Annotated in this window: 25 protein-coding genes; 16 read left to right on the top strand and 9 right to left on the bottom strand. The window is 70.4% G+C overall.

What is annotated here, in order from left to right; all coding sequences use genetic code 11:
* Positions 1–7: 7 nt before the first annotated feature.
* A complete protein-coding gene (locus AC07FT_RS10990; RefSeq protein WP_479175777.1) occupies positions 8–1210 on the top strand; it encodes an MFS transporter in 1203 nt (400 codons plus the stop codon).
* 36 nt (positions 1211–1246) lie between these two features.
* Here AC07FT_RS10990 and AC07FT_RS10985 read toward each other — a convergent pair whose 3' ends face one another.
* Complete coding sequence (locus AC07FT_RS10985; RefSeq protein WP_479175775.1) at positions 1247–1639, bottom strand: hypothetical protein; 393 nt, start codon at positions 1637–1639, stop codon at positions 1247–1249.
* Positions 1640–1940: 301 nt separating this feature from the next.
* On the opposite strand from AC07FT_RS10985, the gene AC07FT_RS10980 reads away from it, so the two are divergent.
* Both AC07FT_RS10980 and AC07FT_RS10975 read left to right on the top strand, forming a co-directional pair.
* On the top strand, positions 1941–2330 hold the full coding sequence (locus AC07FT_RS10980; protein ID WP_479175774.1) for a hypothetical protein: 390 nt from the start codon (positions 1941–1943) through the stop codon (positions 2328–2330).
* 124 nt (positions 2331–2454) lie between these two features.
* Positions 2455–2736: a DUF1272 domain-containing protein gene (locus AC07FT_RS10975; RefSeq protein WP_479175773.1), complete on the top strand. Its 282-nt coding sequence runs from the start codon at positions 2455–2457 to the stop codon at positions 2734–2736.
* Between the two features lie 120 nt (positions 2737–2856).
* Here AC07FT_RS10975 and AC07FT_RS10970 read toward each other — a convergent pair whose 3' ends face one another.
* Positions 2857–3774, bottom strand: coding sequence for a LysR family transcriptional regulator (locus AC07FT_RS10970; protein WP_479175771.1), 918 nt, complete (start codon positions 3772–3774; stop codon positions 2857–2859).
* A gap of 108 nt (positions 3775–3882) precedes the next feature.
* Here AC07FT_RS10970 and AC07FT_RS10965 point away from each other — a divergent pair, with 108 nt between their 5' ends.
* Both AC07FT_RS10965 and AC07FT_RS10960 read left to right on the top strand, forming a co-directional pair.
* Positions 3883–4926, top strand: coding sequence for a zinc-dependent alcohol dehydrogenase family protein (locus AC07FT_RS10965; protein WP_479175770.1), 1044 nt, complete (start codon positions 3883–3885; stop codon positions 4924–4926).
* Positions 4927–4955: 29 nt separating this feature from the next.
* Entirely contained in the window at positions 4956–5639 is a 684-nt protein-coding gene (locus tag AC07FT_RS10960; protein WP_479175768.1) for an SDR family oxidoreductase, read from the top strand.
* 45 nt (positions 5640–5684) lie between these two features.
* Here AC07FT_RS10960 and AC07FT_RS10955 read toward each other — a convergent pair whose 3' ends face one another.
* From AC07FT_RS10955 to AC07FT_RS10945, 3 genes are all read right to left on the bottom strand, one after another.
* Positions 5685–6980 carry an enolase C-terminal domain-like protein gene (locus tag AC07FT_RS10955; protein WP_471196985.1) on the bottom strand — a complete coding sequence of 432 codons (1296 nt, stop codon included), beginning with the start codon at positions 6978–6980 and terminating at the stop codon, positions 5685–5687.
* A 4-nt stretch (positions 6981–6984) separates the two neighbouring features.
* Positions 6985–7944: a sugar kinase gene (locus tag AC07FT_RS10950; RefSeq protein ID WP_479175765.1), complete on the bottom strand. Its 960-nt coding sequence runs from the start codon at positions 7942–7944 to the stop codon at positions 6985–6987.
* Between the two features lie 125 nt (positions 7945–8069).
* Positions 8070–8879 (bottom strand): IclR family transcriptional regulator, encoded by an 810-nt coding sequence (locus AC07FT_RS10945; RefSeq protein WP_479175764.1) that lies wholly within the window; start codon positions 8877–8879, stop codon positions 8070–8072.
* 182 nt (positions 8880–9061) lie between these two features.
* On the opposite strand from AC07FT_RS10945, the gene AC07FT_RS10940 reads away from it, so the two are divergent.
* From AC07FT_RS10940 to AC07FT_RS10895, 10 genes are all read left to right on the top strand, one after another.
* The gene (locus AC07FT_RS10940; RefSeq protein WP_479175762.1) at positions 9062–10399 is read left to right on the top strand and encodes an ABC transporter substrate-binding protein; all 1338 of its coding nucleotides are present in this window, start codon (positions 9062–9064) and stop codon (positions 10397–10399) included.
* 11 nt (positions 10400–10410) lie between these two features.
* Positions 10411–11415: a carbohydrate ABC transporter permease gene (locus AC07FT_RS10935; protein ID WP_471196996.1), complete on the top strand. Its 1005-nt coding sequence runs from the start codon at positions 10411–10413 to the stop codon at positions 11413–11415.
* Complete coding sequence (locus AC07FT_RS10930; RefSeq protein ID WP_479175760.1) at positions 11412–12320, top strand: carbohydrate ABC transporter permease; 909 nt, start codon at positions 11412–11414, stop codon at positions 12318–12320. The genes AC07FT_RS10935 and AC07FT_RS10930 overlap by 4 nt, the downstream gene beginning before the upstream one ends.
* Before the next feature lie 5 nt (positions 12321–12325).
* Complete coding sequence (locus AC07FT_RS10925; RefSeq protein WP_479175759.1) at positions 12326–13171, top strand: NAD-dependent epimerase/dehydratase family protein; 846 nt, start codon at positions 12326–12328, stop codon at positions 13169–13171.
* Complete coding sequence (locus AC07FT_RS10920) at positions 13168–13863, top strand: bifunctional 4-hydroxy-2-oxoglutarate aldolase/2-dehydro-3-deoxy-phosphogluconate aldolase (RefSeq protein WP_479175757.1); 696 nt, start codon at positions 13168–13170, stop codon at positions 13861–13863. The genes AC07FT_RS10925 and AC07FT_RS10920 overlap by 4 nt, the downstream gene beginning before the upstream one ends.
* Complete coding sequence (locus tag AC07FT_RS10915; protein WP_479175755.1) at positions 13860–14753, top strand: aldose epimerase family protein; 894 nt, start codon at positions 13860–13862, stop codon at positions 14751–14753. The genes AC07FT_RS10920 and AC07FT_RS10915 overlap by 4 nt, the downstream gene beginning before the upstream one ends.
* Before the next feature lie 85 nt (positions 14754–14838).
* Positions 14839–15639: an SDR family NAD(P)-dependent oxidoreductase gene (locus AC07FT_RS10910; RefSeq protein ID WP_479175753.1), complete on the top strand. Its 801-nt coding sequence runs from the start codon at positions 14839–14841 to the stop codon at positions 15637–15639.
* 101 nt (positions 15640–15740) lie between these two features.
* The gene (locus tag AC07FT_RS10905) at positions 15741–16976 is read left to right on the top strand and encodes an enolase C-terminal domain-like protein (RefSeq protein ID WP_479175751.1); all 1236 of its coding nucleotides are present in this window, start codon (positions 15741–15743) and stop codon (positions 16974–16976) included.
* A gap of 42 nt (positions 16977–17018) precedes the next feature.
* Positions 17019–19418, top strand: a complete 2400-nt coding sequence (locus AC07FT_RS10900; protein WP_479175750.1) for a glycosyl hydrolase family 28-related protein — start codon at positions 17019–17021, stop codon at positions 19416–19418.
* Positions 19419–19528: 110 nt separating this feature from the next.
* Positions 19529–20545, top strand: a complete 1017-nt coding sequence (locus AC07FT_RS10895) for a lactonase family protein (protein ID WP_479175748.1) — start codon at positions 19529–19531, stop codon at positions 20543–20545.
* A 31-nt stretch (positions 20546–20576) separates the two neighbouring features.
* On the opposite strand, the gene AC07FT_RS10890 is transcribed toward AC07FT_RS10895, so the two are convergent.
* The 4 genes from AC07FT_RS10890 to AC07FT_RS10875 form a co-directional block, all read right to left on the bottom strand.
* Complete coding sequence (locus tag AC07FT_RS10890) at positions 20577–21209, bottom strand: DUF4232 domain-containing protein (RefSeq protein ID WP_479175746.1); 633 nt, start codon at positions 21207–21209, stop codon at positions 20577–20579.
* Positions 21210–21437: 228 nt separating this feature from the next.
* Positions 21438–21668 carry a hypothetical protein gene (locus AC07FT_RS10885; RefSeq protein WP_471197023.1) on the bottom strand — a complete coding sequence of 77 codons (231 nt, stop codon included), beginning with the start codon at positions 21666–21668 and terminating at the stop codon, positions 21438–21440.
* 201 nt (positions 21669–21869) lie between these two features.
* Entirely contained in the window at positions 21870–22373 is a 504-nt protein-coding gene (locus AC07FT_RS10880; protein WP_479176196.1) for a lamin tail domain-containing protein, read from the bottom strand.
* A 581-nt stretch (positions 22374–22954) separates the two neighbouring features.
* Complete coding sequence (locus AC07FT_RS10875; protein ID WP_479175744.1) at positions 22955–23983, bottom strand: methyltransferase; 1029 nt, start codon at positions 23981–23983, stop codon at positions 22955–22957.
* Positions 23984–24293: 310 nt separating this feature from the next.
* Between AC07FT_RS10875 and argG the strand changes: the two genes are divergently transcribed.
* A complete protein-coding gene (gene argG / locus AC07FT_RS10870; RefSeq protein WP_471197028.1) occupies positions 24294–25742 on the top strand; it encodes an argininosuccinate synthase in 1449 nt (482 codons plus the stop codon).
* The last annotated feature ends 136 nt before the right edge of the window (positions 25743–25878 follow it).

Here is a 25878-nt window from a genome sequence, read left to right as displayed (position 1 = left end):
TCCTGACGTGACGGAAACACAGCACCCGACTCCCCCGCCGCTCGCGCCGCGTCCGCCCTTGGTGACACGGCCGTTGCTGCTGCGCTTCGTGTCGGTACTGGGCGCCTCGACCAGCTTCCACCTGCTGCTGCCGGTGGTCCCCGGCTATGCCGCGAGCGGCAGCGGAGGCGGCGGGACGGCCGGATCGGCCACCGGCGCGCTGATGCTCACGACCGTGCTGGGCGAGCTCGCCACGCCTGCCCTGGTCAACCGCTACGGCTACCGGGCCGTGCTGGCCGTGGGCCTGGGTCTGCTGGGCGCACCGGCGCTGGCCTTCACCGTCTCCCACGATCTGTGGTGGATCGTCGTGGTCTGCCTGCTGCGCGGTCTCGGTTTCGCGTTCACCGTGGTCGCGGGCGGCGCGCTGACGGCCTCGCTCATCCCGGCCGAACGGCGCGGTGAGGGGCTGGCCCTGGTCGGCATCGTCAGCGGTGTGCCCTCGGTCCTGGCGATGCCCCTGGGTGTGTGGCTGGCCTCCCACGCGGGCTACGGGGTGGTCTTCACCGCCGGGGCCGTGGCCGCGCTCGCCGCGATCCTCACGGTGCCCGGTCTGCCCGACCGGGTCCGTGCCTCGGGGCGGCCACTCGGGATGACCGAGGGGCTTCGTACGGCCGAACTGCTGCGCCCCGCCGTGACGTTCGCGGCCACGGCCCTCGCCGCCGGGATCATCGTCACCTTCCTGCCGCTGGCGGTCCCCGCCTCGGCGACGGGGCTCGTGTCGGTGGCGCTGTTCGTTCAGCCCGCGGCGGCCACGCTGGCCCGCTGGCTCGCGGGGCGGCACGCGGACCGGCACGGCCCCGCCGGTCTGGTCCTGCCCGGTCTGCTGCTGTCGGCCGCCGGGACGCTGCTGATGGCGTCGACCGGCAGCCCGGTGGTCGTGGTGGTGGCGGTCGGCGTGTTCGGCATCGGCTTCGGCATCGCCCAGAACGCCACGCTGAATCTGATGTACGCGCGCGTGCCCGCCACGGGATACGGCACGGTCAGCGCCCTGTGGAACTTCGCCTACGACGCGGGGATGGGCGTCGGCGCCGTCGCGTTCGGCTGGGTCGTGGCGGGTACCGGCTACCCCTGGGCCTTCATACTGACCGCGGTGGTGATGCTGGGTGCCCTCGGCCCGGTGCTGGCCGACCGGCGCACCGCCGGCGAGGTGCCGGAGCCGCCGCCACGGTGACCGCGACGTGCTTGCGCTTCTCACACCTCACCGTTGTCACACCTCACGGTTGTCCAGCCGTAGCTCGGCCTCCCGCTCCTGATCTCCGGAAACGGACCCGATGTCCTGGACCGCGAAGGCGGACGCGAGACCCGCCCGCAGCCGGTCGACGGCCCAATAGCCGCCCTGGGCGCTGACCGTCACCGGCTCCGTGAGCCGGGGCGGCGCCGCCGGGGCGGGCGCCTGGGCGACATCGACGGTCACGGCCCAGACGATCGTGCCCGTGGCCTCCGGGTCCCGGGGCTCGTCGTCTCTGGCCCGGTCGGTGTGAAACATGGTGTCGAGCGTGGTGAAGACGGTCTGCGCGTCCCCGGGCGGGCAGCCGGAGACCTCCACCTGGACCCACGTCGGCCCCTCACCGGCCGGCGCGGTCTCTTCCGTGTCGTTCACTGTGGCCTTCCTCTCCGCTTGGTGCCCGCGGCTACGGCCCCGCACGTCGGAGTGCCATTCGCCGATGGACGCGTACCCGCACCCACGGCCATCGTCACAGGGACCGGGCCCAAGAGGGCGCCAAAGGATCGTCTCGTCAGCCGCACGGCCGATGCCGGCCCCTGCCCCGGGTGAGATCGCCGTGGAGATGCCGGGCCCTGGAATTCGGAGGCGCCGGACCCGCCCGGGGCGGACAATGGCGCGCATGGTCATCTTCCGCTGCCGTCGCTGTCACGGTGATGTCACCGCGCCCGTACAAGAGATGCCACTTCCCGATGCGGACCACACCCCGGCACCCTTCGAGCTGCCGGAGGGTGAGGAGTGCCCGCCGCGGATGCGGTCGGGGACTTTCGCCTACGATCCGCCGGAGGCCGGGGAGCGCGTGTTCCGGCCGCTGGTCGCGGGGGCTGCCCTGGGCCTTCGCCGGGCGGGATTGAACGGCATCGTGCTGGCGCGGACCGATATACGTGGGACCGAGCACACCTCACTGCGCGGACGGCTGAACGGCTGCTGTGGTCTGGACGGCTGCGACGGTCCGAATCTCGTCTGCCGTGGGTGTGCCGCCGAAGTGGCCACCGAGCGTTCGGACTGCTGGACGCTCCAGGAGGTGGTGCTGGTCCCCGGCGCGGTGGAGGCGGTTCTCACCGACTAGATGATCGGTTCCAAGGGGGCCGAAGAGGTGTCGTCAACCGCTCGCTCAGGCGCTCTGAGGGTGGCCGGATCCTGCGTAAAGCTGTCCCTGTCGACACTTTCAGGTCACGATCCCTGTTCTGAGAATGGGCACTCGGCTTCGTCCGGTGCCGACACCCGGGCGATGGAAACCTGATCCCACGAGGAGAGCCATGGCACTGGAGATGCGTGACCGCTGCGAACGATGCGAAGCGGCGCTGCCGCAGACCTCACCGGCCCGCATGTGTTCGTACGAGTGCACATTCTGTGTGTCCTGCGGCGACGCCATGCGGGATACGTGTCCCAACTGCGGCGGTGAACTCGTTGCCCGCCCCCGCCGTGCGTCGGCCCCCGCCGCCGGGCAGACGATCAGCCGCTCGGGTCAGTGATCGTTGGCGGTGAGTGAGCGCATGACCGGCCGGCCGGTGTGCCGGGGCCGAGCCGGGTCTCACGTTCGTCGGCCTTCGCGTTCGGATCACCGAACCCTCGCCCTCGGCATGTGAGCGCGCTCATCGGCGAAGCGGTTCTTCCACGATGGCCTCGAGCGCTGTCAGGCCGGCGGTGATCGCCGGTTCCTGCGGGGTACCGGGCCGGAGGGCGATGTCGATGGTGCGCGCGAGCGTGGCGTCGGTGGTGGGCCGAGCGGTGAGCGTGGCCGGAAGGTGCTTCGTGGCCATCTCGGGAAGCAGAACCGGGTGGCCGCCCTTCGCGGCGAGAGCGATCATGGCGTTGAAGTCGGTGCAGGTGTGTCTGACCTCGGGGGTGAATCCGGCAGACCGGCAGGCCTGGAGGACGGCCGCGCCGCACGCGGTGTGCGCGGGGGCGGCGATCCACGGTGCGTCCGCGAGGTTCCGCAGTTCGACCGGGTGGCCTTCGGTGCCTGCCGCCGGGTGCTCGCGCGGCAGTACGGCGACCAGTGGGTCGATGGCGAGGATGCGTGTTTCCACCCCGGGCGGAGCCGGGGTGGCGAGGTTGGCGTAACGGTAGACCAGCGCGAGGTCGGCGCGCCGCTGGAGGAGCAGACGCACCGCGTCGATGGGCTCCGCCTCGGTGATGTGCAGGCGCAGTCCGGGATGTGTGTGCTCCAGTGACCGGCTGAGGGGAGCGGCCAGCGGGGCGAGGCCGCTGGGGAAGCAGGCGAGGTCGAGCCGCCCGACCGGTTCCGCGGCGCCGTGGTGCAGGCGGCTCTCGGCCCGTTCGAGTGCGGCGAGCACCTGCTCGGTGTCCTCGGTCAGCTGATGGCCCGCAGCGGTGAGGGAGATGGTGCGGCCCGTGCGTTCCAGCAGGCGGGCGCCGGTCTCCTCTTCGAGGAGTCGCAACTGCTGGGAGACGGCGGAGGGGGTGACGCTGTGGAGTTCGGCCACCGCTGTCACCGTGCCGTAGGCGGCCAGGTCGAGCAGCAGAACGAGGCGTCGGAGATCGAGCATCAGTTCATCTTAAGTGAAAGGTGTAGGTGTTGTAGCTGGACATGAGGTGGCACTGGCGACGACGCTGAGCGGCCTGCCCCCGTCACTCAGCATCAGGAGCTGCTTTCCGTGCGCGCCACCGTCATCCACGGCCCTCATGACATCCGGATCGAGGAGGTCCCGGACCCCCGGATCGAGCACCCCGCCGATGCGGTGGTGCGTGTGCTGAACGCCTGTATCTGTGGCAGCGATCTCTGGGCCTACCGGGGTGTCGCCCCGCGGGTGGCCGGGCAACGGATCGGCCATGAGTTCCTCGGCGTCGTCGAGGAGAGCGGCTCGGAGGTCACCGGCTTCACACCCGGTGACCTGGTCCTCGCGCCCTTCGTCTGGTCCGACGGTGTGTGCGTCCACTGCCGGGCGGGGCTGCAGACCTCCTGTCCGCACGGTGGTTTCTGGGGCGAGGTCGGTTCCGACGGCGGGCAGGGCGAGGCCGTCCGCGTGCCGTACGCCGACGGCACACTGGTGCGGTTGCCCGAGGACGCGGCCGCCGACACCGCGCTGCTCCCGGGACTGCTGGCGCTGTCCGACGTGATGAGCACCGGACACCACGCCGCTGTTTCGGCCCGGGTACGGCCTGGATCCACCGTCGCGGTAGTGGGCGACGGCGCCGTCGGTCTGTGCGGCGTGCTCGCCGCGCGCCGCCTCGGCGCCGACCGGATCATCGCGCTCGGCCGTCACCCGAGCCGTACCGACATCGCCTGTTCGTTCGGCGCCACGGACGTCGTCGCCGAACGCGGTGAGACGGCGATCGAGGCGGTCCGGGAGCTGACCGGCGGCCTGGGCGCACACGCCGTACTGGAAGCCGTCGGCACCGAAGAGGCGATGCGCACCGCGATCTCCATCGCCCGGGACGGCGGCGCGGTCGGCTATGTCGGCGTCCCCCACAGCGGCAGCGCGGGCGTCGACCTCCGCCAGATGTTCAACCGCAACGTCGCCCTGGCCGGTGGTGTGGCCCCGGCCCGCGCCCACATACCCGAGCTCCTCGCCGACGTACTGGCCGGTGTCATCGACCCGGGGCCGGTGTTCGACCACACCGTCGGCCTGGACGGTGTTCCCGATGGCTACCGCGCGATGGACGAACGATCGGCGTTGAAGGTCCGCATCACGTTCTGACAGCTTCCCAACGGCACCGAGGAGAGTTCATGAAGATCGCCATCGCAGGCGGGCACGGGCAGATCGCCCGGCGTCTGGGCCGACTGCTCACCGCCCGGGGAGACCGTGTCATCGGGCTCGTCCGCAACCCCGCCCACAGCGAGGACCTGGTGGCCGACGGCGTCCGGCCCGTCGTCCGCGACCTCGAGACGGCTTCGTGCGACGAGGCGGCGGCGGCCCTGTCCGGGTGCGATGCCGTCGTCTTCGCAGCCGGTGCCGGACCGGGCAGCGGTGCGGCCCGTAAGCACACCGTGGACCACCGGGCCGCCGTCCTGCTGACCGAAGCCGCTCTGCGCACGGGCATCCGGCGGTATGTGATGGTGTCCACCCGGGGCGCCGGCAGTCCGCCCCCCGCTCACGCCGACGACGTCTGGGCGGCCTATGTCCACGCCAAGACCGCAGCCGACGAACACCTCATGGCGCAGGATCTGGACTGGACGATCCTGCGGCCCGCGGCCCTCACCGACACCCCCGGGACCGGTGCGGTGCGCATCACGGCGGAGCGCAGCGTCGGCGAGATCACCCGCGACGATGTCGCCGGGGTGCTGGTGGCGCTCCTGGACACCGCAGCCACCGCCGGGCTCGTCCTGGAGGTGGCCCAGGGCCCTGATCCCATCACCGGTGCGGTGGCGCGCGCCGCGCGCCACCGCACCGGCGCGACCGGGCGCGGGTAGCGGCCGGGCCCGGGGCCTTGCGGCAGGCCCGGCCGGTGGCCACGGTCAGGGACGTTGCGCGCTGCCGTCGCGATTGCGCAGCAGTGCCCACCGGTCGTGCTCCAGTGGTGCGGTCGGGGGGTGGCGCCGTGCGACGGCTTCGTCGAAGTCGACACCCAGGCCGGGTGCTTCGACGGGGTACAGCGCGCCGTGCTGTGCGCTGATGGTTCCGGGGAACATCTCCTGGGTGGCGTCGGTGTACTCGGCGGCTTCCTGGATGCCGAAGCTGGGCGCGTTGACATCGAGTGCCACGGTGGCAGCGCGTCCGACCGGGCTGACGTCGCCGGGGCCGTGCGGGGCGAGGCGGACACCGAACATCTCGCAGACCGCGGCGAGTTTGCGGGCGGGGGTCAGTCCGCCGAGGGTGGGGATCCGGATCCGGGCGTAGTCGATGGAGCGGGAGGTGATCAGCTCCAGGTACTGGGTGGGGTCGCTGAACAGTTCGCCCATCGCCAGCGGTACGGTGCCGGCCGCCCGCAGGTGCGGGAAGTGTCCGCTGTCCTCGGGGCTGAGCACGTCCTCCAGGAAGAACAGCCGGGCCGGTTCCACCGCGCTGATGAACTGGCGCGCCTGAGCGGGGGTGAGCCGCTCATGGGCGTCGTGCAGCAGCTCGACATCGTCGCCGACGCGGTCACGGACCGCGATGAGCGTCTTGGGGACGATGCGCAGATATGCCTCACCGTCCCAGGGGACCTGGCGGTTGGCGATCGCGGCGGCCTGCGCGGCATCGCTGGGATGGGTGCCGTAGGCGTCGGCGCCGGGCAGGGCGACCTGGACGCGGACGTGCTCGAAACCGCTGTCCCGGGCGGCCTGCACCAGTCCGGCGATCTCGTCGGGGTCGCTTCCGCTGACGTGGGTGTAGGCGGTGGCGGCGTGGCGGGCACGCCCGCCCAGCAGGTCGTACAGCGGCAGTCCGGCCGCCTTGGCCTTGATGTCCCACAGCGCCACGTCGATACCGGCCAGCGCGTTGCCGCCGAGTGAACCTCCCCGCCAGTAGGCGCTGTTGAGCAGCAGCCGGTGGATGTCCTCGATGTCGCGGGGGTCACGGCCGAGGAGCAGCGGACCGAGGTAGTCGTCCACGATGGCGCGGATGGCGCGGGTGCGCTGGGGATCGCTGGCACATCCCAGTCCGTACAGTCCGGGCTCGCTGGTCTCCACCCGCACGATCAGATACGGGCAGCCCTGCGGCGCGGTGAGGAAGGTGCGGACGGCGGTGACGCGCAGTTTGTTCTCGCGCACCTCGTGCCAGGGGGCCGGGGCGAGGATCGGGGAGCCGGTGGGGTCGGTCGGCCCGTGGTTCATGGGATCACCTCTGTGGCGGAGCGGGGTCGGGCTGTCGGTCGTGTTCGGCGAGCCAGTCGGCTATGAGCGTGGCTGAGGGGAAGCCTTCGTAGTCGCCCGCGTGCCGCACCACTTGGGCGGCGGCGAAGGCGGCCAGCCGCAGACCGGTCCGGACGCCGAGCCCGGTCAGCCGGGAGTGGAGCCATCCGGCATTGAAGGCGTCTCCGGCTCCGACGGAATCGACCAGGTCGCTGACGTGCCAGGCGGGGACGCGCACCTGCTCGCCGTCGCAGAGTGCCGTCACCCCGTCGGCGGAGCGTTTGACGATGACGTGCCGTGGTCCCGAGTCGGCCAGGGCGGACACCGCGCGGTCGAGGTCCTGGTGGCCGGTGATGAGACGGGCCTCGGCCTCGTTGCACAGGAGGTGGTCGACCGAGGGCAGCAGCCGCCGGTACACGGCGGCGGCCTGCCGCTCGTTCCACAGCTGCGGGCGGAAGTTGGGGTCGAAGCTCACCGGTACGGCGGCGGCGCCCGCGATGGCCAGGGCGCGTTCCGCCGCGGCGGCGGGGCCGGGACCGAGGGCGGGGGTGATACCGGTGAGGTGCACGAACCGCGCGGACCTCACGGCGTCCTCGTCGATGTCCTCCGCGGTCAGCGCGGAGGCGGCGGACCCACGCCGGTAGTACAGCACCCGGGCCTCGGTGGTCGGCCTGTCCTTGAGCATCAGCCCCGTGGGGAGATCCGGTGAGCGCCGGATCCTGTTCGTCGTCAGGCCCTCGGCCTCCAGCACCGCGAGGAGGCGCGAGCCGAGCGGGTCGGTGGAGACGCGGGACGTCCACTGGACGTGGTGGCCCAGACGCGAGAGTCCGATTGCGGTGTTGAGTTCGGCGCCGCCCACCGAGCAACCCAGATGGGCGGCGGCGTCGAGCAGGCCCGTGGTCGGCGAGAGGCAGACCATGGCCTCACCGAGTGTGAAGACGTCCATCGCCCGCCAACCGTTCGCCTATATGAATGATGTACACCTCTCCGAACATATGAGCCGGGAGGTCTGTCTGTCAATCAGCACCTCGCGCCCCAGCGGGCCTTGACCGGGGCGCGAAGCGGGAGGGGTCAGCGCGCGCGCAGGCGGTGGGCGATCTGATCCACGTCGCGGGCGGCGCGCAGCAGCGTCTCGCCCAGGTCGGCCATGCGCTCATCGGAGGCGCGCGTCTTCGGGACCGAGCAGCTGAGCGCGTTGATACCGGCCGCGGGATTTCTCAGCGCCACCGCGACACACCGGATCTCCGGGGCGTTCTCGCCGTCGTCCGTCGCGTAGCCCCGGTCGCGGATGTGGCCGAGCTCCTCGTGCAGCCGCTCGGGGTCGGTGATGGTGGCGCCGGTCAGGGAGTTCAGCGGCCAGTCCAGCCGGCGGTCCACCTCGCCGGGGTCGAGCGCGGCCAGCAGCGCCTTGCCCAGGGCGGTGGCGTGCGCCGGGAGCCGGCGGCCGACGGCCGAGTACAGCCGCACCGCGTGGATGGACTCGCGTTTGGCGAGGTAGACGACGTCGCTCCCGTCGAGGCGGCCCAGGTGCACGGTCTCGCCGGTCTCGGCGGCCAGGCGGTCGAGCACCGGGGCGGAGACCGTGATGATGTCGTCGGTCTCCACGTAGGCGGCGCCGGTCAGCAGGGCGCGTACGCCGAGGTTGTACATGATGCCGCTGTCGTCGGTCTCCACCCAGCCCCGCGCCTCCATCGTCCGCAGAATCGCGTGCAGGCTGCTCTTGGGGATCGACAGGGCCGCGGACATCTCGGCCAGCGAATGCCGCCGCCGGCTGGAGCCGAGCAGCTCCAGCACCTCCAGCGTGCGCAATGCCGACTTCACGCCGCTCGGCGCCGCCTCGCGACCCCCGTTGTTCCGCGTGCGGTTGCCCTGCTCGCTCACGTGCCCTCCCGATTACGAGTTGGTGACGAACGGTGAATGTAAGGCGCAAGAAACCTTGACGCTTCACCTGTCGCCACTTATGTTCCCATAACAGAACGCCGTTCGCAACCATGAACGCAAGGGGTGGCTCAATGCACCTGTACTCTGGCCGTCACGGCCGACGCACCGCTGCCGCCGCGGCTGTGGCAGCACTTCTGCTGCCGCTGGCCGCCTGTGGCGGATCAGGCAAAAGCGCCGGTGACGGCAAATCGATCACGATGTGGACGTTCAAGCAGTCCCACGTCAAACCTCTCCAGGACGCGGCGGCGCGCTTCAAGAAGCAGACCGGGATATCCGTAACAATTCAGGCAGTCACCCCGGACGACGCCTACATCGCCAAGCTGCAGAGCGCCGCCAAGACGCACAGCCTCCCGGACGTGCTCGAGGTGCACACCCAGGGCGAGGACTTCGTCTACGGCGGGGCGGGGCTGCTGACCGACCTGTCGGACAAGGTCGACGCCGCCTGGACCCGCGGGATGGTCCCCAGCGTGCGCAAGGCCGGTGTCGTCACCCCCCGTCTGGAAGCCGCTTCCAAGAAGCGGGGATCGGCCTATCCGGGTATCAAGACGGGTGCCCGCTACGGCGTGCCGTTCACCGTCGGCACCTTCGGCATCGTCTACGCCAACAAGGCCAAGCTGGCCGAGGCGGGCGTCTCCTCGGTCCCCAAGACCTGGGAGGACCTGGTCGCGGCGCTGAAGGCCACGACCAAGAAGGACAAGCGCAAGGGCGGCATCACCGTCGGCCTGGGCACCGCGTCCACCGGTCTGAACTGGGCGCTGGAGCCGATGGCCTTCGGTGCCCTCGGCAAGGCCGACTACCAGGGCCTGTTCGGCCGCGACTCCGGCAGGACATGGGCCTCCCCCAACGGCCAGAAGGTCCTGTCGCTCTACGACAAGCTGACCCCGTACTGGGCGCCGGGATCCCAGTCGCTGTCGATCGACGCCGCCGACCGGTCCTTCGCCCAGGGCGACGCCGCCTTCGACATCGGCGGCACCTTCACTCTGGCGAGCCTGCGGCAGTTCGGGATGAAGCCCGATGAGGTGGAGGCGTTCCCGATCCCGGCGCCCAAGGGCGGCAAGGCCGCGGACCGCAGTCTGGCGGCCTTCTCCCTGACCAGCCTCGCGATCACCACCCAGTCCAAGAACGAGGCCGCCGACCTCAAGTGGCTGCGTTTCCTGGCCAAGCCCGATGTCGCGGGCGCGTTCGCCAAGGCCGCCACCGATCTGCCCGCGGTGGACCTGGGCGACAACCCGGCCGGCGTCGTCGGCCCCACACTGGCCTCGCTGACCAAGGTCTTCTCCTCCGGCAGCCAGGTCTACGACCCCAACGACACCAGCTTCATGCCGGCGCAGTACCCGGCCAACTGGGAGAAGGCCGGAGCGGCACTGGTCAACATGTCGCCGCTGAAGCGCTCCTCACCACGCGAGACGGGCAAGCAGCTCGACACGCTCATCAAGAACTACTGGGCCGCCGGGAAGTGAGCATGGCGTCCTTGTCGGTATCGAAAACCCCACCCCCCGCTTCCGCCGCACCGCGGGCGTCGAAGGAGACGACGCCCGCGGGGTCCACCGGATCCACCAGGCGCGGCCCGCGGCGACGGGTCCGGGAGGCGGTCACCGCCTACGCGTTCCTCACCCCCGCCGTGCTGCTGTTCCTCGCACTCGGCCTCTACACCCTCGGCTACGGACTGGCCCTGTCCGGGGCGACCTGGAACGGGTTCTCCCCGGAGTGGACCTGGGTGGGCCTGGACAACTACCTCGACCTCCTCTACCGCAGCCCCGTCTACGCGCCGATCGTGCGCTCGGCCGCGCTGCACACCCTCGTGGTGATGATCGCCGTACCGCTGCTGACGGTGGCCATCAGCTTCCCGCTGGCGGTCCTGTTGAACAACGCCGTACGGCTGCGCACGATGATGCGCACCGTGTTCTTCCTGCCCTACGTGACCTCCGGGATCGCGGTCTACCTCGCCTGGCAGTACGTCCTGCGGCCCGACGGAGGGGTCAACGAGCTCCTGCGCGCCCTCGGGCTCGGCACACTGGCACAGCCACAAGGGTTTCTGGGCAACCCCGCGACGGCGCTGCCCACGGTCATCGTGGTCATGGTGTGGACGGCGGTGCCGGTCGGCATGCTCCTCTACCTCACCGGACTCCAGTCGCTGGACCCGGCGATGCTGGAGGCCGCCTCCCTCGACGGAGCGGGGTGGTGGCGGACCAACATGCACATCGCCTGGCCGCTGCTGCGTCCCATCACCGCCGCCGTGATCCTGCTCAACCTGCGCGAGGCGCTCCAGGGATTCCAGACCTTCCTGGTGATGACAGGCCCTGAGGGGGCTCCCGGCGGCAAGACCAACGTCCTCGGCCTGCAGGCCTACCACCTGGCATTCCTCGAACAGATGCAGCCGACGCTCGGCCTGGCCAGCGCACTGGGCTGGCTGCTGTTCCTGATCGCCATCCTGCTCGCCGCCCTGAACCTGCGGGCCCTGCGGAGCACCACATGACAACACCCACCACCACCATGACGCCGAGCACGGCCGGCGGTGCCCCCGCCCGCGTCCGTCCGGCCCACGGCCGGCCCCGCTCGGGCAAACCGCTCCTTCCCCGCGTCATCGTGTACACGCTGCTGCTGTGCTACGCGGTGGTCAGCCTGTCCCCGTTCGCCTGGATGGTCTCCGGCAGCCTCAAGAGCGACCAGGACATGCGGGACCCGGGTGCCTTCGTACCGCACCAACCGACGCTGGAGATCCTCACCCACACCTGGAACCAGCTCGACTTCCTCAGCTACTTCCTCAACAGCCTCAAGGTCACCGGCCTGACCGTGCTCGGCGTGCTGGTGCTCTACAGCCTGGCCGCCTATGCCTTCGGAGTGCTGCGCTTCCCCGGCCGCACCGTGCTGTACCGCTTCTTCGTCGCGCTGCTGTTCGTGCCCTCGGTGACGGTGCTGCTGCCCATCGTGCTGCTGGAGAACGAGGCCGGTCTGCTCGGCACCCATCTCGGGCTCATCCTGCCGTTGATCAACGGCACCGCGCCGCTGTCGATCCTCCTGCTCACCACCGCGATGGCGGGCGTACCGCGTGAGCTGCGCGAAGCCGCGACGATGGACGGGGCGGGGGAACTTCGCACCTTCCTCCAGGTCTATCTGCCGTCCATCCGTCCGGCCCTGGTCACGGTCGCGATGCTCACCGCGATCCCCACCTGGAACGAATACCTGCTCACCCGGGTGTCGCTGACCGAGCCGACGACCTTCACCCTGCCGGTCGCCTTGCAGAACCTCACGACCAGCGGCGTCCCCCAGTACAACGTGCTGATGGCCGGAGCCCTGATCGTGGTCCTTCCCGTCATCATCCTGTTCACCTGCCTCCAGCGCTACTTCGTCAACGGACTGATCGGCGCGGTGAAGGGATGAAGCCCATGCACATCCTCGTCACCGGTGCGAACGGACACATCGGCCGCCATCTGTGCACCGCTCTGACCGCGGCCGGACACACCGTCACCGGCACCGACCGCACCTCCGCGCCGCCCGGCGCACCCGGCCGCCACCACGTCGGCGACCTGCGCGACCGCGCGTTCGTCACCGGTCTGATGACCGGTGTGGACGCGGTGGTGCACCTGGCCGCCATCCCCAGCCCGCACGGCTACCCGGACGACGAGATCTTCGCCGCCAACGCGCACACCACCTACCTGGTGCTGGACGAAGCGGGACGGGCCGGAATCCACCGCGCGGCCATCGCCTCCAGCCTCAGTGTGCTCGGCCTGGCATGGGCGGACCGGGACGTACCACCCGTCTACGTGCCCGTGGACGAGGACCATCCGATCCTCGCCGAGGACCCCTACGCACTGTCCAAGCAGGCGGCGGAGGCAACCGCGGCGATGGCACACCGCCGCTGGGGCATGGACGTGATCGCGCTGCGGCTGCCGTTCGTCGGCACCGGTGAACGGCTCGCCGAGCACGTCCGGCGCACCCGTGACGACCCGGCCTCGACCCGGCGCGAACTGTGGGGCTGGCTGGACACCCGCGACGCGGCGGAGGCGTTCCGGCTGGCCCTGTGCGCACCGCTGCACGGAGCGCACGTACTGAACGTCACCGCGCCGACCACGATGTCGGACCAGCCCACCGAGGAGTTGCTGACCCGGCTGCACCCCGGCGTCCGGCGCCGGGCCGCGCTGCCCGGCCGTGACAGCGTCTTCGACAACGCGCGGTGCCGCGCGCTGCTCGGCTTCACCCCGCGCCACACCGACCACGAGGGGCACCGATGACATCCGGCGCCACCTCCCAGAACCGCCAGGGATCGGTGCTGGACACCGCCACCACCGAGTTGCGCGACCGCCTGGCACGGCAGCGGCTGCTGCCGGTGCTGCGCACCGCGACCGCGTCCGAGCTGGCCGACCGGATGGCCCTGTGCCACTCCGCGGGGCTCCGGGTCATCGAGCTGACCACCACCGTTCCCGGCTGGGAGCGGGTCCTGGCGGACGCCCGTGGCGACTCCCTCTTCACCGGCACTCTGCTCGGCGTGGGCACGGTGACGACCGCCGAGGACGCGGCCCGCGCGGTCGCCCTCGACGCCGACTTCCTCGTCAGCCCCTACGCGACACCCGACGCCCGCGACGCCGCCGGTGATGTGCCCTTCCTGGAGGGAGCGTTCAGCCCGAGCGAGCTCGCCCAGGTGGCGGCCCGTGGCATCGTGAAGCTGTTCCCGGCCGCCGGCGTGGGCCCCGGCCATCTCCGCGCGCTGCTCGACGTACGCCCCGGCACACCCGTGGTACCGACCGGCGGCATCACCCCCGACACCGCCGCGTCCTGGCTGCGTGCCGGAGCACTCGCCGTCGGTCTCGGCGGCGCGCTCACCACGCTGGAGCCCGACGGCATCCGGACCCTCCAGGACCAGTTGTCCGAGATCGGCGCACCCACGACCGGCGAGACCGCGGCGACCGGCGGAGGGCCCTCATGACCCGCCCGGACGGCGGCGCCGTCGAAACGCCCGAGATCAGCCTGGCGGGGCAGACGTTCACCGCGACGGTCGACCCGTCCGGCGCCGCCCTCACCACCCTCACCGATCGCGCCACCGGCACCCAACTGCTGCTGCGCACCCCGTGGGCGGATCAGCGCCACGGCGCCATGCGCGCCGCGGACTCCGGTGCCGAATGGCACCGGCGCTACCCCGGTGGCTGGCACACCCTGATCCCCCACGCCGGTGACGCCAGGGTCCTGGACGGAGTCGAGCACCCCTTCCACGGTGAGGCCGCCTGGCGCGCATGGGAGGTGGAAGACACCGGGACCGGCCACTGCACCCTCACCGTCACCCTGCGCACGGCTCCTCTGCAGGTGCGGCGCGAGTTCGCCGTGGACGACACCGGGCTGCGCATCACCCAGACCGTGTACAACTTCTCCGCGCGCCCCGCGGCCTTCGCCTGGACCGAGCACCCCGCGTTCGGCCCCGAACTGGTCGGCGGACGCTGCCGGCTGGAGCTGGACGACGCCACCGGCACCCAGGAGTTCCCTCTCCATCCGCCGCCCGGCGTACCGGACCGGCCCCCGCTGGCCCGGCCGCTGACCGTCCTGGACTCGGGCGTGCGGACAGCGCGGCTGTACAACGAGGAGCTGGCGTTCGGGGTGGAACTCGCCTGGGACGCCGAGGTCTTCGACCATCTGTGGATCTGGCAGGAGCGCCGCACCACCTCCGGGTTCCCCTGGTGGGGAACGGTGGACACGGTGGCGATCGAACCCGCCTGTGGTCCCTATGAACACCTTCCCGACCGGCTGGGCGGGCAGGTGGTGGCCCCGGGCGAACAGCGCACCACCACACTGACCCTCCGCCGGATCCCAGGACAGCGGCCCTGAGGCCACCCATCCGGCACACCGACCCACCGGTGTCGCCGAGCTCGGCCGTCGGCGGCCACCTCCGCACACAGAGGAGACCGGAGCAGTGACCACACCGCTCACCATCCCACCGGACTTCACCGATCAGGTCGCGGTCATCGGCGGCGGAACGCAGGGCATCGGCCTGGCCACCGCCCTCCGGCTCGCCGCGGGCGGCGCGAAGGTCGCGCTGGCCGGGGTCGGCGCACAGACCGTCGCGGCGGCCCGCGAGGCCCTCCAGGGCCATGACGCCGTCGTCGTCGAGGCCGACCTCGCCACCGCGGACGGCGTCGAGGCGCTGGCACGCGCGGCGCTGGACACCTACGGCGACGTCCACGTTCTCGTCAACAGCGCGGGTATCCAGCGGTACGGCACGGTCGAAACCACCGGCGATGACGCCTATGAGCAGGTGATGGCGGTGAACCTGCACTCGGCGTTCGCCCTGTCGGGCCGGCTGGTCCCGCAGATGCGCGGCCACGGCGGATCGATCGTGCACGTGGCATCGGTGCAGGCGGCACTGCCCGAACGCAACGTGGCCGCCTACGCCGCCAGCAAGGGCGCGCTGGTCTCGCTCACCCGGTCGATGGCGCTCGACCACGCCGCGGAGGGCATCCGGGTCAACTGCGTCTGCCCCGGCTCGATCGACACCCCGATGCTCCGGCGGGCCGCCCACGAACTCCAGCCCGAAGACACGGCTGATGACACCATCCGCGGCTTCGGCCGGGCGCATCCGCTCGGCCGGGTCGGCCGCGCCGATGAGGTCGCCGAACTCATCGCGTTCCTCGCCAGTGCCCGGGCCGGATTCATCACCGGTGCCGTGCACACCATCGACGGAGGTCTCACGGCGGGCCGCCCCGGCGGCCCCTGACCGGCATCCGCCGGACGCCCCTCCACCCCACCCACGCCCTTTCCCGTTGCCCCGGTTGCCCCCTTCCCGTTGCACCCTTCTCACCGTCCGGACGGATCAGTATGAAGATCACTGGCCTGTCGGCCACCACCGTCACCCTCGACCTCGAAGCGCCCCTGCGCCATTCCAACGGCGCCCACTGGGGCCGCTTCGTCCGCACCCTCGTCGAAGTCCACACCGATGAGGGGATCAGCGGTCTGGGCGAGCTCGGCGGCGGCGGTCAGAGCGCCGAGGCGGCGCTCAAGAGCCTCGAGCCCTACCTCATCGGCCACGACCCCCACCACCTCGAGGCATTGCAGCTGATCGTGGCCAACCCGACGGCCTCGCTGTACAACAACCGCACCCAGCTGCTGGCGGCGCTGGAGTTCGCCTGCCTGGACATCATCGGCAAGGCGGCCGATCTGCCGGTCCACGCACTCCTGGGCGGCAAACTGCGCGACCGGGTGCCATTCGCCTCCTATCTGTTCTTCCGCTACCCCAACCCCGACGGCAGCGGCGAGATCCGCACCGCGGAACAACTCCTCGAACACGCCGCCGACCTGCGCGCCCGGCACGGGTTCACCAGCCACAAGCTCAAGGGCGGGGTGTATCCGCCCGAGTACGAACTCGATGTCTTCCGGGAGCTCGCCCGCGGTGTCGAGGGGCAGCCGGTCCGCTACGACCCCAACTGTGTCCTCAGCCTCGCCCAGGCGCGCCGGTTCGCCGCGGGCATCGCCGACCTCAACAACGACTACCTGGAAGACCCCACCTGGGGCCTGAACGGACTGCGCCAGCTGCGCCGTGACATCGCCATCCCCCTCGCCACGAACACCGTCGTGGTCAACCCGGAGCAACTCGCCTGCAACCTCCGGGACCCGGCCGTGGATGTGATCCTGCTCGACACCACGTTCTGGGGCGGGATCCGGGCCTGTCTGAAGGCCGCGGCCACCTGCGCCACCTTCCAGCAGCCGGTCGGAGTGCACTCCTCGGGAGAGCTCGGTGTCCAGCTCGCGACCATGCTGCACTTCGGCGCCGTACTGCCCAACTTCACCTATTCCGCCGACAGCCACTACCACCATCTGCGCGACGACATCATCGTCGGCGGCACGTTCCGCTACGTGGACGGCGCCATCACCGTCCCCGACGGCCCCGGCCTCGGTGTCACCCTCGACCGCGACAAGGTCGAGCACTACGCGGCCCGCTACCGCGAACTCGGCGACTACCCGTACGACCGCGATCCCACCCGCCCCGGCTGGTACCCGCACATTCCCAACCACAGCTGGGCCGACCCCACGCGTACCGCACGCCCGGTCGGCTAGCCCGTATCCACCTCCATCCGATCCACCTCCAAGGAGCACCTGATGAGACCGAGTCTGTTGGGGCTGGCCACCTCCGTGGTCGCCAGCACCGCCATCACCGCCGCGCTGCTCCCGCTCGCCTCCGCGGCCGAGCCGTCCGCAGCGACCCCCACCCCGAAACCGCGGCTGATCGACACGCGGTTCCCCACCGACGACCACGTGGTGGCCGACTTCGACGTGGCCGACTACGACGCCGACGCCACCGGCAAGCGCGACTCCACGGCCGCCATCCAGAAGGCTCTCGACGACTGCTACAAGGCGGGCGGGGGCACGGTGTGGCTGCCCGCCGGACGCTACCGGGTCACCGACACCCTGAAGGTGGGTGCCTACTGCACCCTGCGCGGTGACCACCGCGATCCGGAGCGGGGCGAAGGCGACTACGGCACCGTCGTACTCGCCGACCTGGCCTCCGGAGACGACGGCCCCAGCCTGTTCCGGATCGGCGGCAGCGCCGGTGTCGTCGGCATGACCGTGTTCTACCCACGGCAGAACGCCGAGAAGCCGGTGCCCTACGGGTACACCTTCGACATACCCGGCCGGGCCGTCGGCGGCGAAGAGAACTACATGATGAGCACCGTCGAGGATGTGACGATGCTCAACTCCTACCGTGGCATCGGCATCAGCGACACACCCAACGACAAGGGTACGAAGCCCAAGTACGGCCAGGTCCACGAGATCGCGACCATCCGCGACGTCAAGGGCACCGTGCTGTCCAAGGGCGCTGTCGCCTATAACGGCGCGGACGTGGGCACCTGGGAGAACATCGACTTCGACCCCAAGTACTGGGCACAGGCCGGATCGGCGTACAACGCGCCCTCCGAGGCCGCGATCAAGAAGTGGACCCGCGCCAACGCCACCGCCTTCACCCTCGGCGACCTGGAGTGGGAACAGTTCTACAAGCTGAAGGCAGCGCACTACAAGGTCGGCATTGACATCGTCAAGGGCCAGCGCATCGAGTTCGCCGGTGTGTTCCTCCAGACCACCATCACCGACACCGACACGGCGGTCCGGGTCGGAAGATCGGACGAACGGTGGGGCGCGGGCTTCAGCAACAGCACCCTGAAGGGTTCGCACTACGCGGTCGACAACAACGGCGGCGGCTACGTCAAGCTCACCGGCACCACGACCAGCGGAGCCGTCAAGGGCGACGTCCCCGTGCTCAAGGACGAGCCGCCCGTCTACAAGCCCGTCACCGAGCCCAAGGTCAGCCGCGCCAAGCTCTACAACGTGGCCGCGGACCCCTACAACGCGCCGCACGGCTTCGGGTCCCTGCCCACCGAAGACGCCACACCGGCCATCCAGAAGGCCCTCGACGACGCCGGGGCGGCAGGCGGCGGCATCGTCTACCTGCCGGCCGGCTGGTACCGGATCAACAGCCACCTGAAGGTGCCGGCCAACGTCGAACTGCGCGGCTCCTCCTCGGTACCCAACCGCGACCAGATCGGCAACAGCCACGGGACCGTACTGCTCGGCTACGAGGGCCGCGACACCTCGAACCCCGACACCGACACGGCCCTGATCACCCTCGACGGGGACTCCGCCGGCACCCGCGGACTGCGTGTGTTCTACCCCGAGAACAACCCGTTCGACGCCAAGGGCATGGTCCCCTACCCCTACGCCGTCCGCGCCAAGGCCGACCGGAACTATGTCGTCAACATGGGTGTCGCCAACCCCTGGAACGGCCTGGACTTCACCGACTCCGACGCCGACAACTTCTTCATCCGCAAGGTGGACGGCGTCTTCCTCAACCACGGCATCAGCGTCGGGGGCAACGAAGGCGGCCGCATCGAAGGCGTCCTGTCCAACGGCAACTCGGCCTTCCGCCTCGACTACGGCATCCCCGGCTGGCTGGGCGAAGACGGTGCCGTCTTCCCCCTGGTCATCGACAAGTACACCCGCAAGCAGGAAACACTGGTCGATGTCAACGGCGCCCAGGACCTCAGCATGCTCAACGTCTTCGGCTACGGCCCGCACGACGGACTGCGCGTCCGCTCCGGTTCGGCCAGCGCCTTCAATCTCGGCACCGACAACCTCGGGGAAGGCGGCCACACCGTCTCGGCCGCGTCGGGCCAGGCCCTCGCCGTGAACACCATGCGCTATGCGGGAGCCACCTCGACCGGGAACGTCGAGCTCTACGGGGTCATGGCGATCAACATGGTCCAGCATTCGATCCAGGTCTCGGCGTCGCCCGACTCCGGGGGCACCGCCAAGGTGATCGGCAACCTCACCGAGCCCCACACCTACGAGGAGGGCAGCAAGGTCACCCTCGTCGCCAAGCCCGCCTCGGGCTACCGCTTCACCGGCTGGACGGAGAAGGACTCCGTGGTGTCCACCGACGCCGAGTACCAGCTCACCGTCGACGCCGACCACACCCTCACCGCCACCTTCGAGAAGGCCGGCTGACGGCCGGCCGGCACAACGCCCACCACCCATGAAGGCCCCGGTGCCGACCGACGAAGGTTCCCCGCGTTCCTCGGTCGGCACCAGCCATTCACCGGACACGGAGACCACAATTGCGCGGACAGGCGTTCTGGATCGGCAGCTACACCTCCGGAATGGGCGGTGGCGAAGGCATCTACCGTGTGCGGCGGCGACCGGACGGTTCGCTGGAGGGACCCGAGCTCGCGGCCGAGGCGGTCTGCCCCTCCTACCTGGCCGTCGGCCCGGGTGGAAACACCTTGTACGCGGTGCGGGAACAGCAGGCGGGCGGTGTCGCCGCCTACGCGGTGCGCGACGGACGGCTCCACGAGACCGGACGCCGGGCCGCCGGGGCGCTGCCGTGTCATGTGTCCGTGACGGCGGACGGTGGACACCTGCTCATCGCCGACTACGGGTCCGGCACGGTCAGAGCGACGGGGCTGGACTCCCACGGCCTGTTCACCGGGGAGCCGGACGCCGCGGAGGGACACGGCAGCGGCCCGGACCCGGTACGGCAGGAGGGGCCGCACGCGCACATGGCCGTACAGGCGCCGGACGGAACCGTCCTGACAGCCGACCTCGGAAGCGATCTCATCAGAGCCTTCCGGCTCGAGGACGGACGGCTGCGGCTCCTCGGAGAGACGGCCTGTCCCTCCGGTTCCGGGCCACGGCACCTGGCTCTCCACCCGAGCGGGTACGTCTACGTGGTGACCGAGCTGGCGGCCACCGTGCTCGTCCTGTCCCCGCGCGGCGGATACGCCGACCTGGAGGTGACCGCGGAGTCACCGGCCATGGCCGCGCCTTCAGACGACGCGGCCCACTGCGCCGCAATCAAGATCGGCGGCGAGTACGTCTACACCTCCACACGCGGCGCCGATGTGGTGACCACCCACCTGGTGCGCGAGGACGGCGCCGCGCTCGAACCTGTCGCGGACGTCCCCTCCGGTGGAGCGGGACCACGCGATCTGCACGTGGACGGGGCCTGGATGCATGTCACCAACGAGCGCAGCGACACGGTCACCACGTTCGCGATCGGGCCCGACGGCGTCCCCGTCCCCAGTGGCGCGCCGCCGCTGCACGTGCCGTCGCCGGTGTGCGTCGTACCCGCCTGACACCGGCCCCTTCGGTGTTGCCCTTCGCCCATCAGTCGAGGGCGTTGGCGCTCTCGCTCTGCCAGTAGGTGACCTTCGCGCTGCTGTCGATGTAGACCGAGCCGCCGGGCAGGGAGGCGGAGGTGGCGGAGTCCTTGCCCTCGAGGTACACGCTCAGCTCGCTGACCTTCGTACCCTCGCTGCCCGAACCGTCGGCGCTGGAGGTGAGGATGCCCGCGTAGCCCGACGTGCCCGGCGCGAGGGAGACCACCGCCTGCGGCTTGCTCTCCTCGATGACCGGGGTGGCCGCCTGCGCGTCATCGAACCGCAGCGCGGGGAAGCCCGGAAGATCACAGGTGACGCCGGAGTTGTTGGTCGCCTTCAGCAGCAGGTGGTTGATCGGCCGGGACACCTTGGAAACCGTCATCGACACCTTGCTGGGATCACAGGTACCGCCCTTGCCACCCGTGTCCTGTGCGCCGCCACCGGCGGGCGCGTCCTGCTCATCACCGCTCTGGGTGTCCGAGCTCTGAGGTGCGGCGGCCGAACTCTCGGCGGAGCCGGAGCGCTTGACCCCCTCCCCGTCGTCGTTGTTGCACGCCGCGAGGGTCAGGGCGGCGGCCATCAGCGTCACACTGGCGACGGCGGTACGGACGGTACGGGCGTTGACGGTGGAGATCGACATCGGTGGTTCCCCCTGCGGGTCGTATGGGCGGTGCTGCGGTGGTCGTGCGGTCGTCCTGCGGTACGCCACAAGACTGTCCGGCCCCACTGGCGAACGGCTGCCGTACCGCTGCCGCACCGCTAACGCCTCACTAACGCGCCCCGCTGACAGCCTCAGGGCGCTCCCGCATAGCACACGCGGAACAGGGGGCCGACGACACCAGTCGTCGACCCCCTGTCACCTGTCGGATCAGTACTCGCGGACGTACCAGCCCTTCCGGATCTCACCGTCCGAGGTGGCGTCGAAGTGCTGGCACTTGAAGTCCGGACCGCGGTAGGAGCTCGCCCGGACGGAGTCGCACTTCGCCTTGGTCGCGAAGGGGCCGGCGACGAGCTTGATGAAAGGAGCGGCGTTGGCCGCCGGTGCGGCGGCGAGGGTGGCGGCGACCGCGACCACGGCGGCGCTCAGGAGCTTCTTCACTTGATGGTTCCCCGTTTCAGGCGGGATGCGGGTCAGGCACCCCATGATCGAATACAGAAGATCATGTTACAGAGTGAGCACTCACGCGGGAAGGGAATTCATGGGCGACGGCGCCGCACCCCGGTCGGGGGTGAGGCGCCGTCCGTGGTGAGGGTGGCGTGCCGGTGGCCAGGCCCTGACTACCGGCACCGCCGTGTGGTGTTAGTGGCGTCCGCCGTGGTGGTGGCGGCCCCAGGACTGGGCGTCGACGAAGCGGCGGTGGTCGTTGCGGAGGGTGGCGGTGTCGGAACGGTTGTCCCAGACGTAGTCACGCCGGTCCTGGTACACGTCACGGCTCCGGTCGAAGCCGATGCCGGTGTGCACACGGACGGTGGAGCGGCCGTCCAGACGGTAGTGGCGGAAGGCGAAGGTGTCGCCGTCCCGGTTGGACAGGGTCCAGCCGTCGAGGTTCACCGCGCGACGGCCGTTGTTGGTGATCTCCACCCACTCATCGTTCAGGGAGCGGTTGGAGCGGTCGTCCCAGCCCGGCGAGTTGTACTGGACACGGGTGATCTGCACATCCGGCCGGTGCGGGTGATGCGCGGCCGCTGCTGAGGCCGGCACCGTCAGGGCCGCGGTCAGGGCACCGGCACTCAGGGCGGCGGCGGTCAGACGGCGGGCGATGATGGACTTGGACACAGGTCCCCCTGCATGGTGCGGGCACATCCGGACCCGGCAGTTGCCTTGGGCCGGTCGGATCCGGTTGTGCGGGTGGTGGCGGCCGGTTGGCCGCGCAGTCACACCTTGCCCACCCTGCACCCGCTTCATGGAGGAAAGGTGAACCCTGTTACGAATCGCCCACATCGCCATGACTGTCGACTGTAATGTCCATTTATGCGTCGAATGCATGAGGTTGACGGGCTATCGGGTCGGAAATCGTTGTAGCCGCTGCCCCGTGGCCCGGGACCGCCATGGCGCGCCACCCCGTGCACCGGGAGACGTTCACCCGAAAGTGAGTAACAGCTACGCGCCGTTCGGCCTGGTGAGAATGTGAAGTGAGCGTCGTGCATTCGAGTGAGACGCACCGTCAGCAGACTCACGCCGTCCGGGCATCGCGCCGGCCCTCATGTGGCTTCCAGCCGCTCGAGTGGGTGGGCGTTCCCACTCAGGGCTTCACGCGGATCGGGTTCACCGGCCGGGGCTCCCGTGGGGCCCCGGCCGCATGCTGATGACTCCATCGAACCGTGCGTTCGGCTACGCACTCCCCCGCGCCGGGCGGCAACACATCCGCATCATCCGCACCCGCGTCAGACCGGTGTCGCCTCGATGACGGCGAATCCACCGGCCGGGGTGATGGCGGTACGGCGCAGACCGGCAGCGGCGAACAGCGCGTCGAACTCAGCGGTCTCGCGTTCCCTGCCACCGGTCATGGCAAGCATGTTCATGTCCATCAGCGGCGCGATTCCGGGGGTGCCGACCTCGGGGATGAGGTGGTCCACGACCACGATCCTGCCTCCTTCCCGCAGCGCGGTCTGACAGTTCTTCAGGATGCGTACGCAGTCCTCGTCGTCCCAGTCGTGGAGGATGTACTTCAGGACGTAGAGGTCAGCCGGAGGGACCTCTTGGAAGAAGTCCCCGCCGATCGCGGTGAACCGTTCCGAGAGGCCGTCCTCCTCAGCGGCCGCCGCGGCGTCGGGGACGATATGCGGCAGGTCGAAGACGCCACCGCGCAGGTCGGGGTTTTCCTTCATCATCGCCCGGACGACCTCACCGTTGGCCCCGCCGAGGTCCAGAGCCAGCCCTGCCTCCGATGTGTCGATGACCGCCGCGATGGCCTGCGCCGCGGCCCGGGAGAGATTGCCCATGGACTCGGTGAACAGCGCCGCCTCCTCGGGCCGGCGGGCGAAGTAGTCGAAGATCGTGGTGTCTCCGTGGGCCGCCGTGACCTGATGGTCCCCGGTGCGTATCGCCTCCGCGAACCGCCCCCAGGGGAGCCAGTGACCCGGAGCCGCCTGAGAGATGGCGAACCCGCGCAGCGAGTTCGGGTCCTCCTTGCGGAGGGTACTGAGGAGCGATGTGCCGCTGTAGTGGGCACCGCCGTCCGCGCTGGTCATCAGGCCGAGCGAGGCGCAGGTCCGCATGAGGCGCCGCGCCGCGTCGAGGTCGATGCCTTCGGCCTCGGCGATCGCACCGGGGGTGTCGGCGCCCTGCGCGAGGTGATCGGCCAGCCTGTAGAGGGCCGCGGCACGGACCGTCTGGGTCACCCAGAACCCCGTGACCATGGCCATCATGCGCTCGTAGTCCTGGGGCTGTGCGGGGGTCGGCGGCAATGACACTGTGGGGGCTCCGTTTTCCGTATGGGGCGCAACGCGATTCGCGCGGCGGAGAGTTGTCTCCTGTGGGGATGGCGGAAAGTGGATGAAGGTTCCGCTTGGCTGCCGCAGCCTGCCGGTCCCGGCCGGGGGATTCCGCCGCCGTCGCGTGCGCCGGGCACGCTCTTGCCGTCCACTCCGCACCTCCGGGCGAGTGCCACGCGGGGCCGGCAAGGCCAGAACGAGCCATCCGTCGGAGCAGGTGCGCCGGGGGTGCCCAGCGCACGATGATCCGGGCATTGCATGATCATGCAATTCTCTGCATACTATTGCCATGTCCAAGGTCCTCACCTCCCTTCCCGTCGGCGAGCGCGTCGGCATCGCCTTCTCCGGCGGCCTCGACACCTCGGTCGCCGTCGCGTGGATGCGCGACAAGGGCGCCATCCCGTGCACCTACACCGCCGACATCGGTCAGTACGACGAGCCGGATATCGCCTCGGTGCCCGGGCGGGCCAAGACCTACGGGGCCGAGATCGCGCGCCTGGTCGACTGCCGCGCGGCGCTGGTGGAGGAGGGCCTGGCCGCTCTCACCTGCGGGGCGTTCCACATCCGCTCGGCAGGGCGCTCCTACTTCAACACCACCCCGCTCGGCCGCGCCGTCACCGGAACGCTCCTGGTCCGGGCGATGCTCGAGGACGACGTACAGATCTGGGGCGACGGCTCGACGTTCAAGGGCAACGACATCGAGCGGTTCTACCGGTACGGCCTGCTCGCCAACCCGCACCTGCGGATCTACAAGCCCTGGCTGGACGCGGACTTCGTCCATGAACTGGGCGGCCGCAAGGAGATGTCGGAGTGGCTCCTCGCCCACGATCTCCCCTACCGCGACAGTGCCGAGAAGGCGTACTCCACCGATGCCAACATCTGGGGTGCCACGCACGAGGCCAAGACGCTGGAACACCTGGACACGGGCGTGGAGACCGTACAGCCGATCATGGGCGTACGGTTCTGGGACCCCTCGGTCGAGATCGCTCCCGAGGATGTGACGATCGGCTTCGACCAGGGCCGTCCGGTGACGATCAACGGCAAGGAGTTCGCCTCTCCGGTCGCCCTGGTGATGGAGGCGAACGCCATCGGCGGCCGCCACGGCATGGGCATGTCGGACCAGATCGAGAACCGGATCATCGAGGCCAAGAGCCGCGGCATCTACGAGGCACCGGGCATGGCCCTGCTGCACGCGGCCTACGAGCGCCTGGTCAACGCGATCCACAACGAGGACACCCTCGCCCAGTACCACGACGAGGGACGGCGCCTCGGCAGGCTGATGTACGAGGGGCGCTGGCTGGACCCGCAGGCGCTCATGGTGCGCGAGTCGCTGCAGCGCTGGGTGGGCGCGGCCGTCACCGGCGAGGTGACACTGCGACTGCGGCGCGGTGAGGACTACTCCCTCCTCGACACCACCGGCCCGGCGTTCAGCTACCACCCGGACAAGCTGTCGATGGAGCGCACCCAGGACTCGGCATTCGGCCCCATGGACCGGATCGGCCAGCTCACCATGCGCAACCTCGACATCGCCGACTCGCGCGCCAAGCTGGAGCAGTACGCCGGACTCGGTCTGATCGGCACCGCCGAACCCACCATCGGTGCCGCCCAGGCCGCCGCGACCGGACTCATCGGCACCATGCCCGAAGGCGGCGCCGAAGCCATCGCCTCCCGCGGTGAGGGGTCCACCGAAGACGACGAGGTGCTCGACCGCGCCGCCATGGAGTCCGGCACGGACTGACCCGCCACGTCGAGCGGAACGCACCACCGCAGAGGGGGGGGGGGGGGGGGGGGGGGGGGGGGGGGGGGGGGAGGGGGGAGGGGGGGAGGGGGGGGGGGGGGGGGGGGGGGGGGGGGGGGGGGGGGGGGGGGGGGTA

The organism is Streptomyces sp. NPDC045899, assembly GCF_056431485.1.
The sequence above is the reverse complement of the archived record's forward strand: the minus strand, read 5'-3'. Positions and strand labels throughout refer to the sequence as shown.

What these genes read in the sequence shown, in the direction of transcription:
- AC07FT_RS10880 (WP_479176196.1), bottom strand. Translation starts at nt 22,373, where the DNA reads ATGTGCCCGCACCATGCAGGGGGACCTGTGTCCAAGTCCATCATCGCC.
- AC07FT_RS10980 (WP_479175774.1), top strand. Translation starts at nt 1,941, where the DNA reads ATGCCACTTCCCGATGCGGACCACACCCCGGCACCCTTCGAGCTGCCG.
- argG (WP_471197028.1), top strand. Translation starts at nt 24,294, where the DNA reads ATGTCCAAGGTCCTCACCTCCCTTCCCGTCGGCGAGCGCGTCGGCATC.
- AC07FT_RS10900 (WP_479175750.1), top strand. Translation starts at nt 17,019, where the DNA reads ATGAGACCGAGTCTGTTGGGGCTGGCCACCTCCGTGGTCGCCAGCACC.
- AC07FT_RS10960 (WP_479175768.1), top strand. Translation starts at nt 4,956, where the DNA reads ATGAAGATCGCCATCGCAGGCGGGCACGGGCAGATCGCCCGGCGTCTG.
- AC07FT_RS10975 (WP_479175773.1), top strand. Translation starts at nt 2,455, where the DNA reads ATGGGCACTCGGCTTCGTCCGGTGCCGACACCCGGGCGATGGAAACCT.
- AC07FT_RS10950 (WP_479175765.1), bottom strand. Translation starts at nt 7,944, where the DNA reads ATGGACGTCTTCACACTCGGTGAGGCCATGGTCTGCCTCTCGCCGACC.
- AC07FT_RS10970 (WP_479175771.1), bottom strand. Translation starts at nt 3,774, where the DNA reads ATGCTCGATCTCCGACGCCTCGTTCTGCTGCTCGACCTGGCCGCCTAC.
- AC07FT_RS10905 (WP_479175751.1), top strand. Translation starts at nt 15,741, where the DNA reads ATGAAGATCACTGGCCTGTCGGCCACCACCGTCACCCTCGACCTCGAA.
- AC07FT_RS10920 (WP_479175757.1), top strand. Translation starts at nt 13,168, where the DNA reads ATGACATCCGGCGCCACCTCCCAGAACCGCCAGGGATCGGTGCTGGAC.
- AC07FT_RS10955 (WP_471196985.1), bottom strand. Translation starts at nt 6,980, where the DNA reads ATGAACCACGGGCCGACCGACCCCACCGGCTCCCCGATCCTCGCCCCG.
- AC07FT_RS10925 (WP_479175759.1), top strand. Translation starts at nt 12,326, where the DNA reads ATGCACATCCTCGTCACCGGTGCGAACGGACACATCGGCCGCCATCTG.
- AC07FT_RS10890 (WP_479175746.1), bottom strand. Translation starts at nt 21,209, where the DNA reads ATGTCGATCTCCACCGTCAACGCCCGTACCGTCCGTACCGCCGTCGCC.
- AC07FT_RS10930 (WP_479175760.1), top strand. Translation starts at nt 11,412, where the DNA reads ATGACAACACCCACCACCACCATGACGCCGAGCACGGCCGGCGGTGCC.
- AC07FT_RS10915 (WP_479175755.1), top strand. Translation starts at nt 13,860, where the DNA reads ATGACCCGCCCGGACGGCGGCGCCGTCGAAACGCCCGAGATCAGCCTG.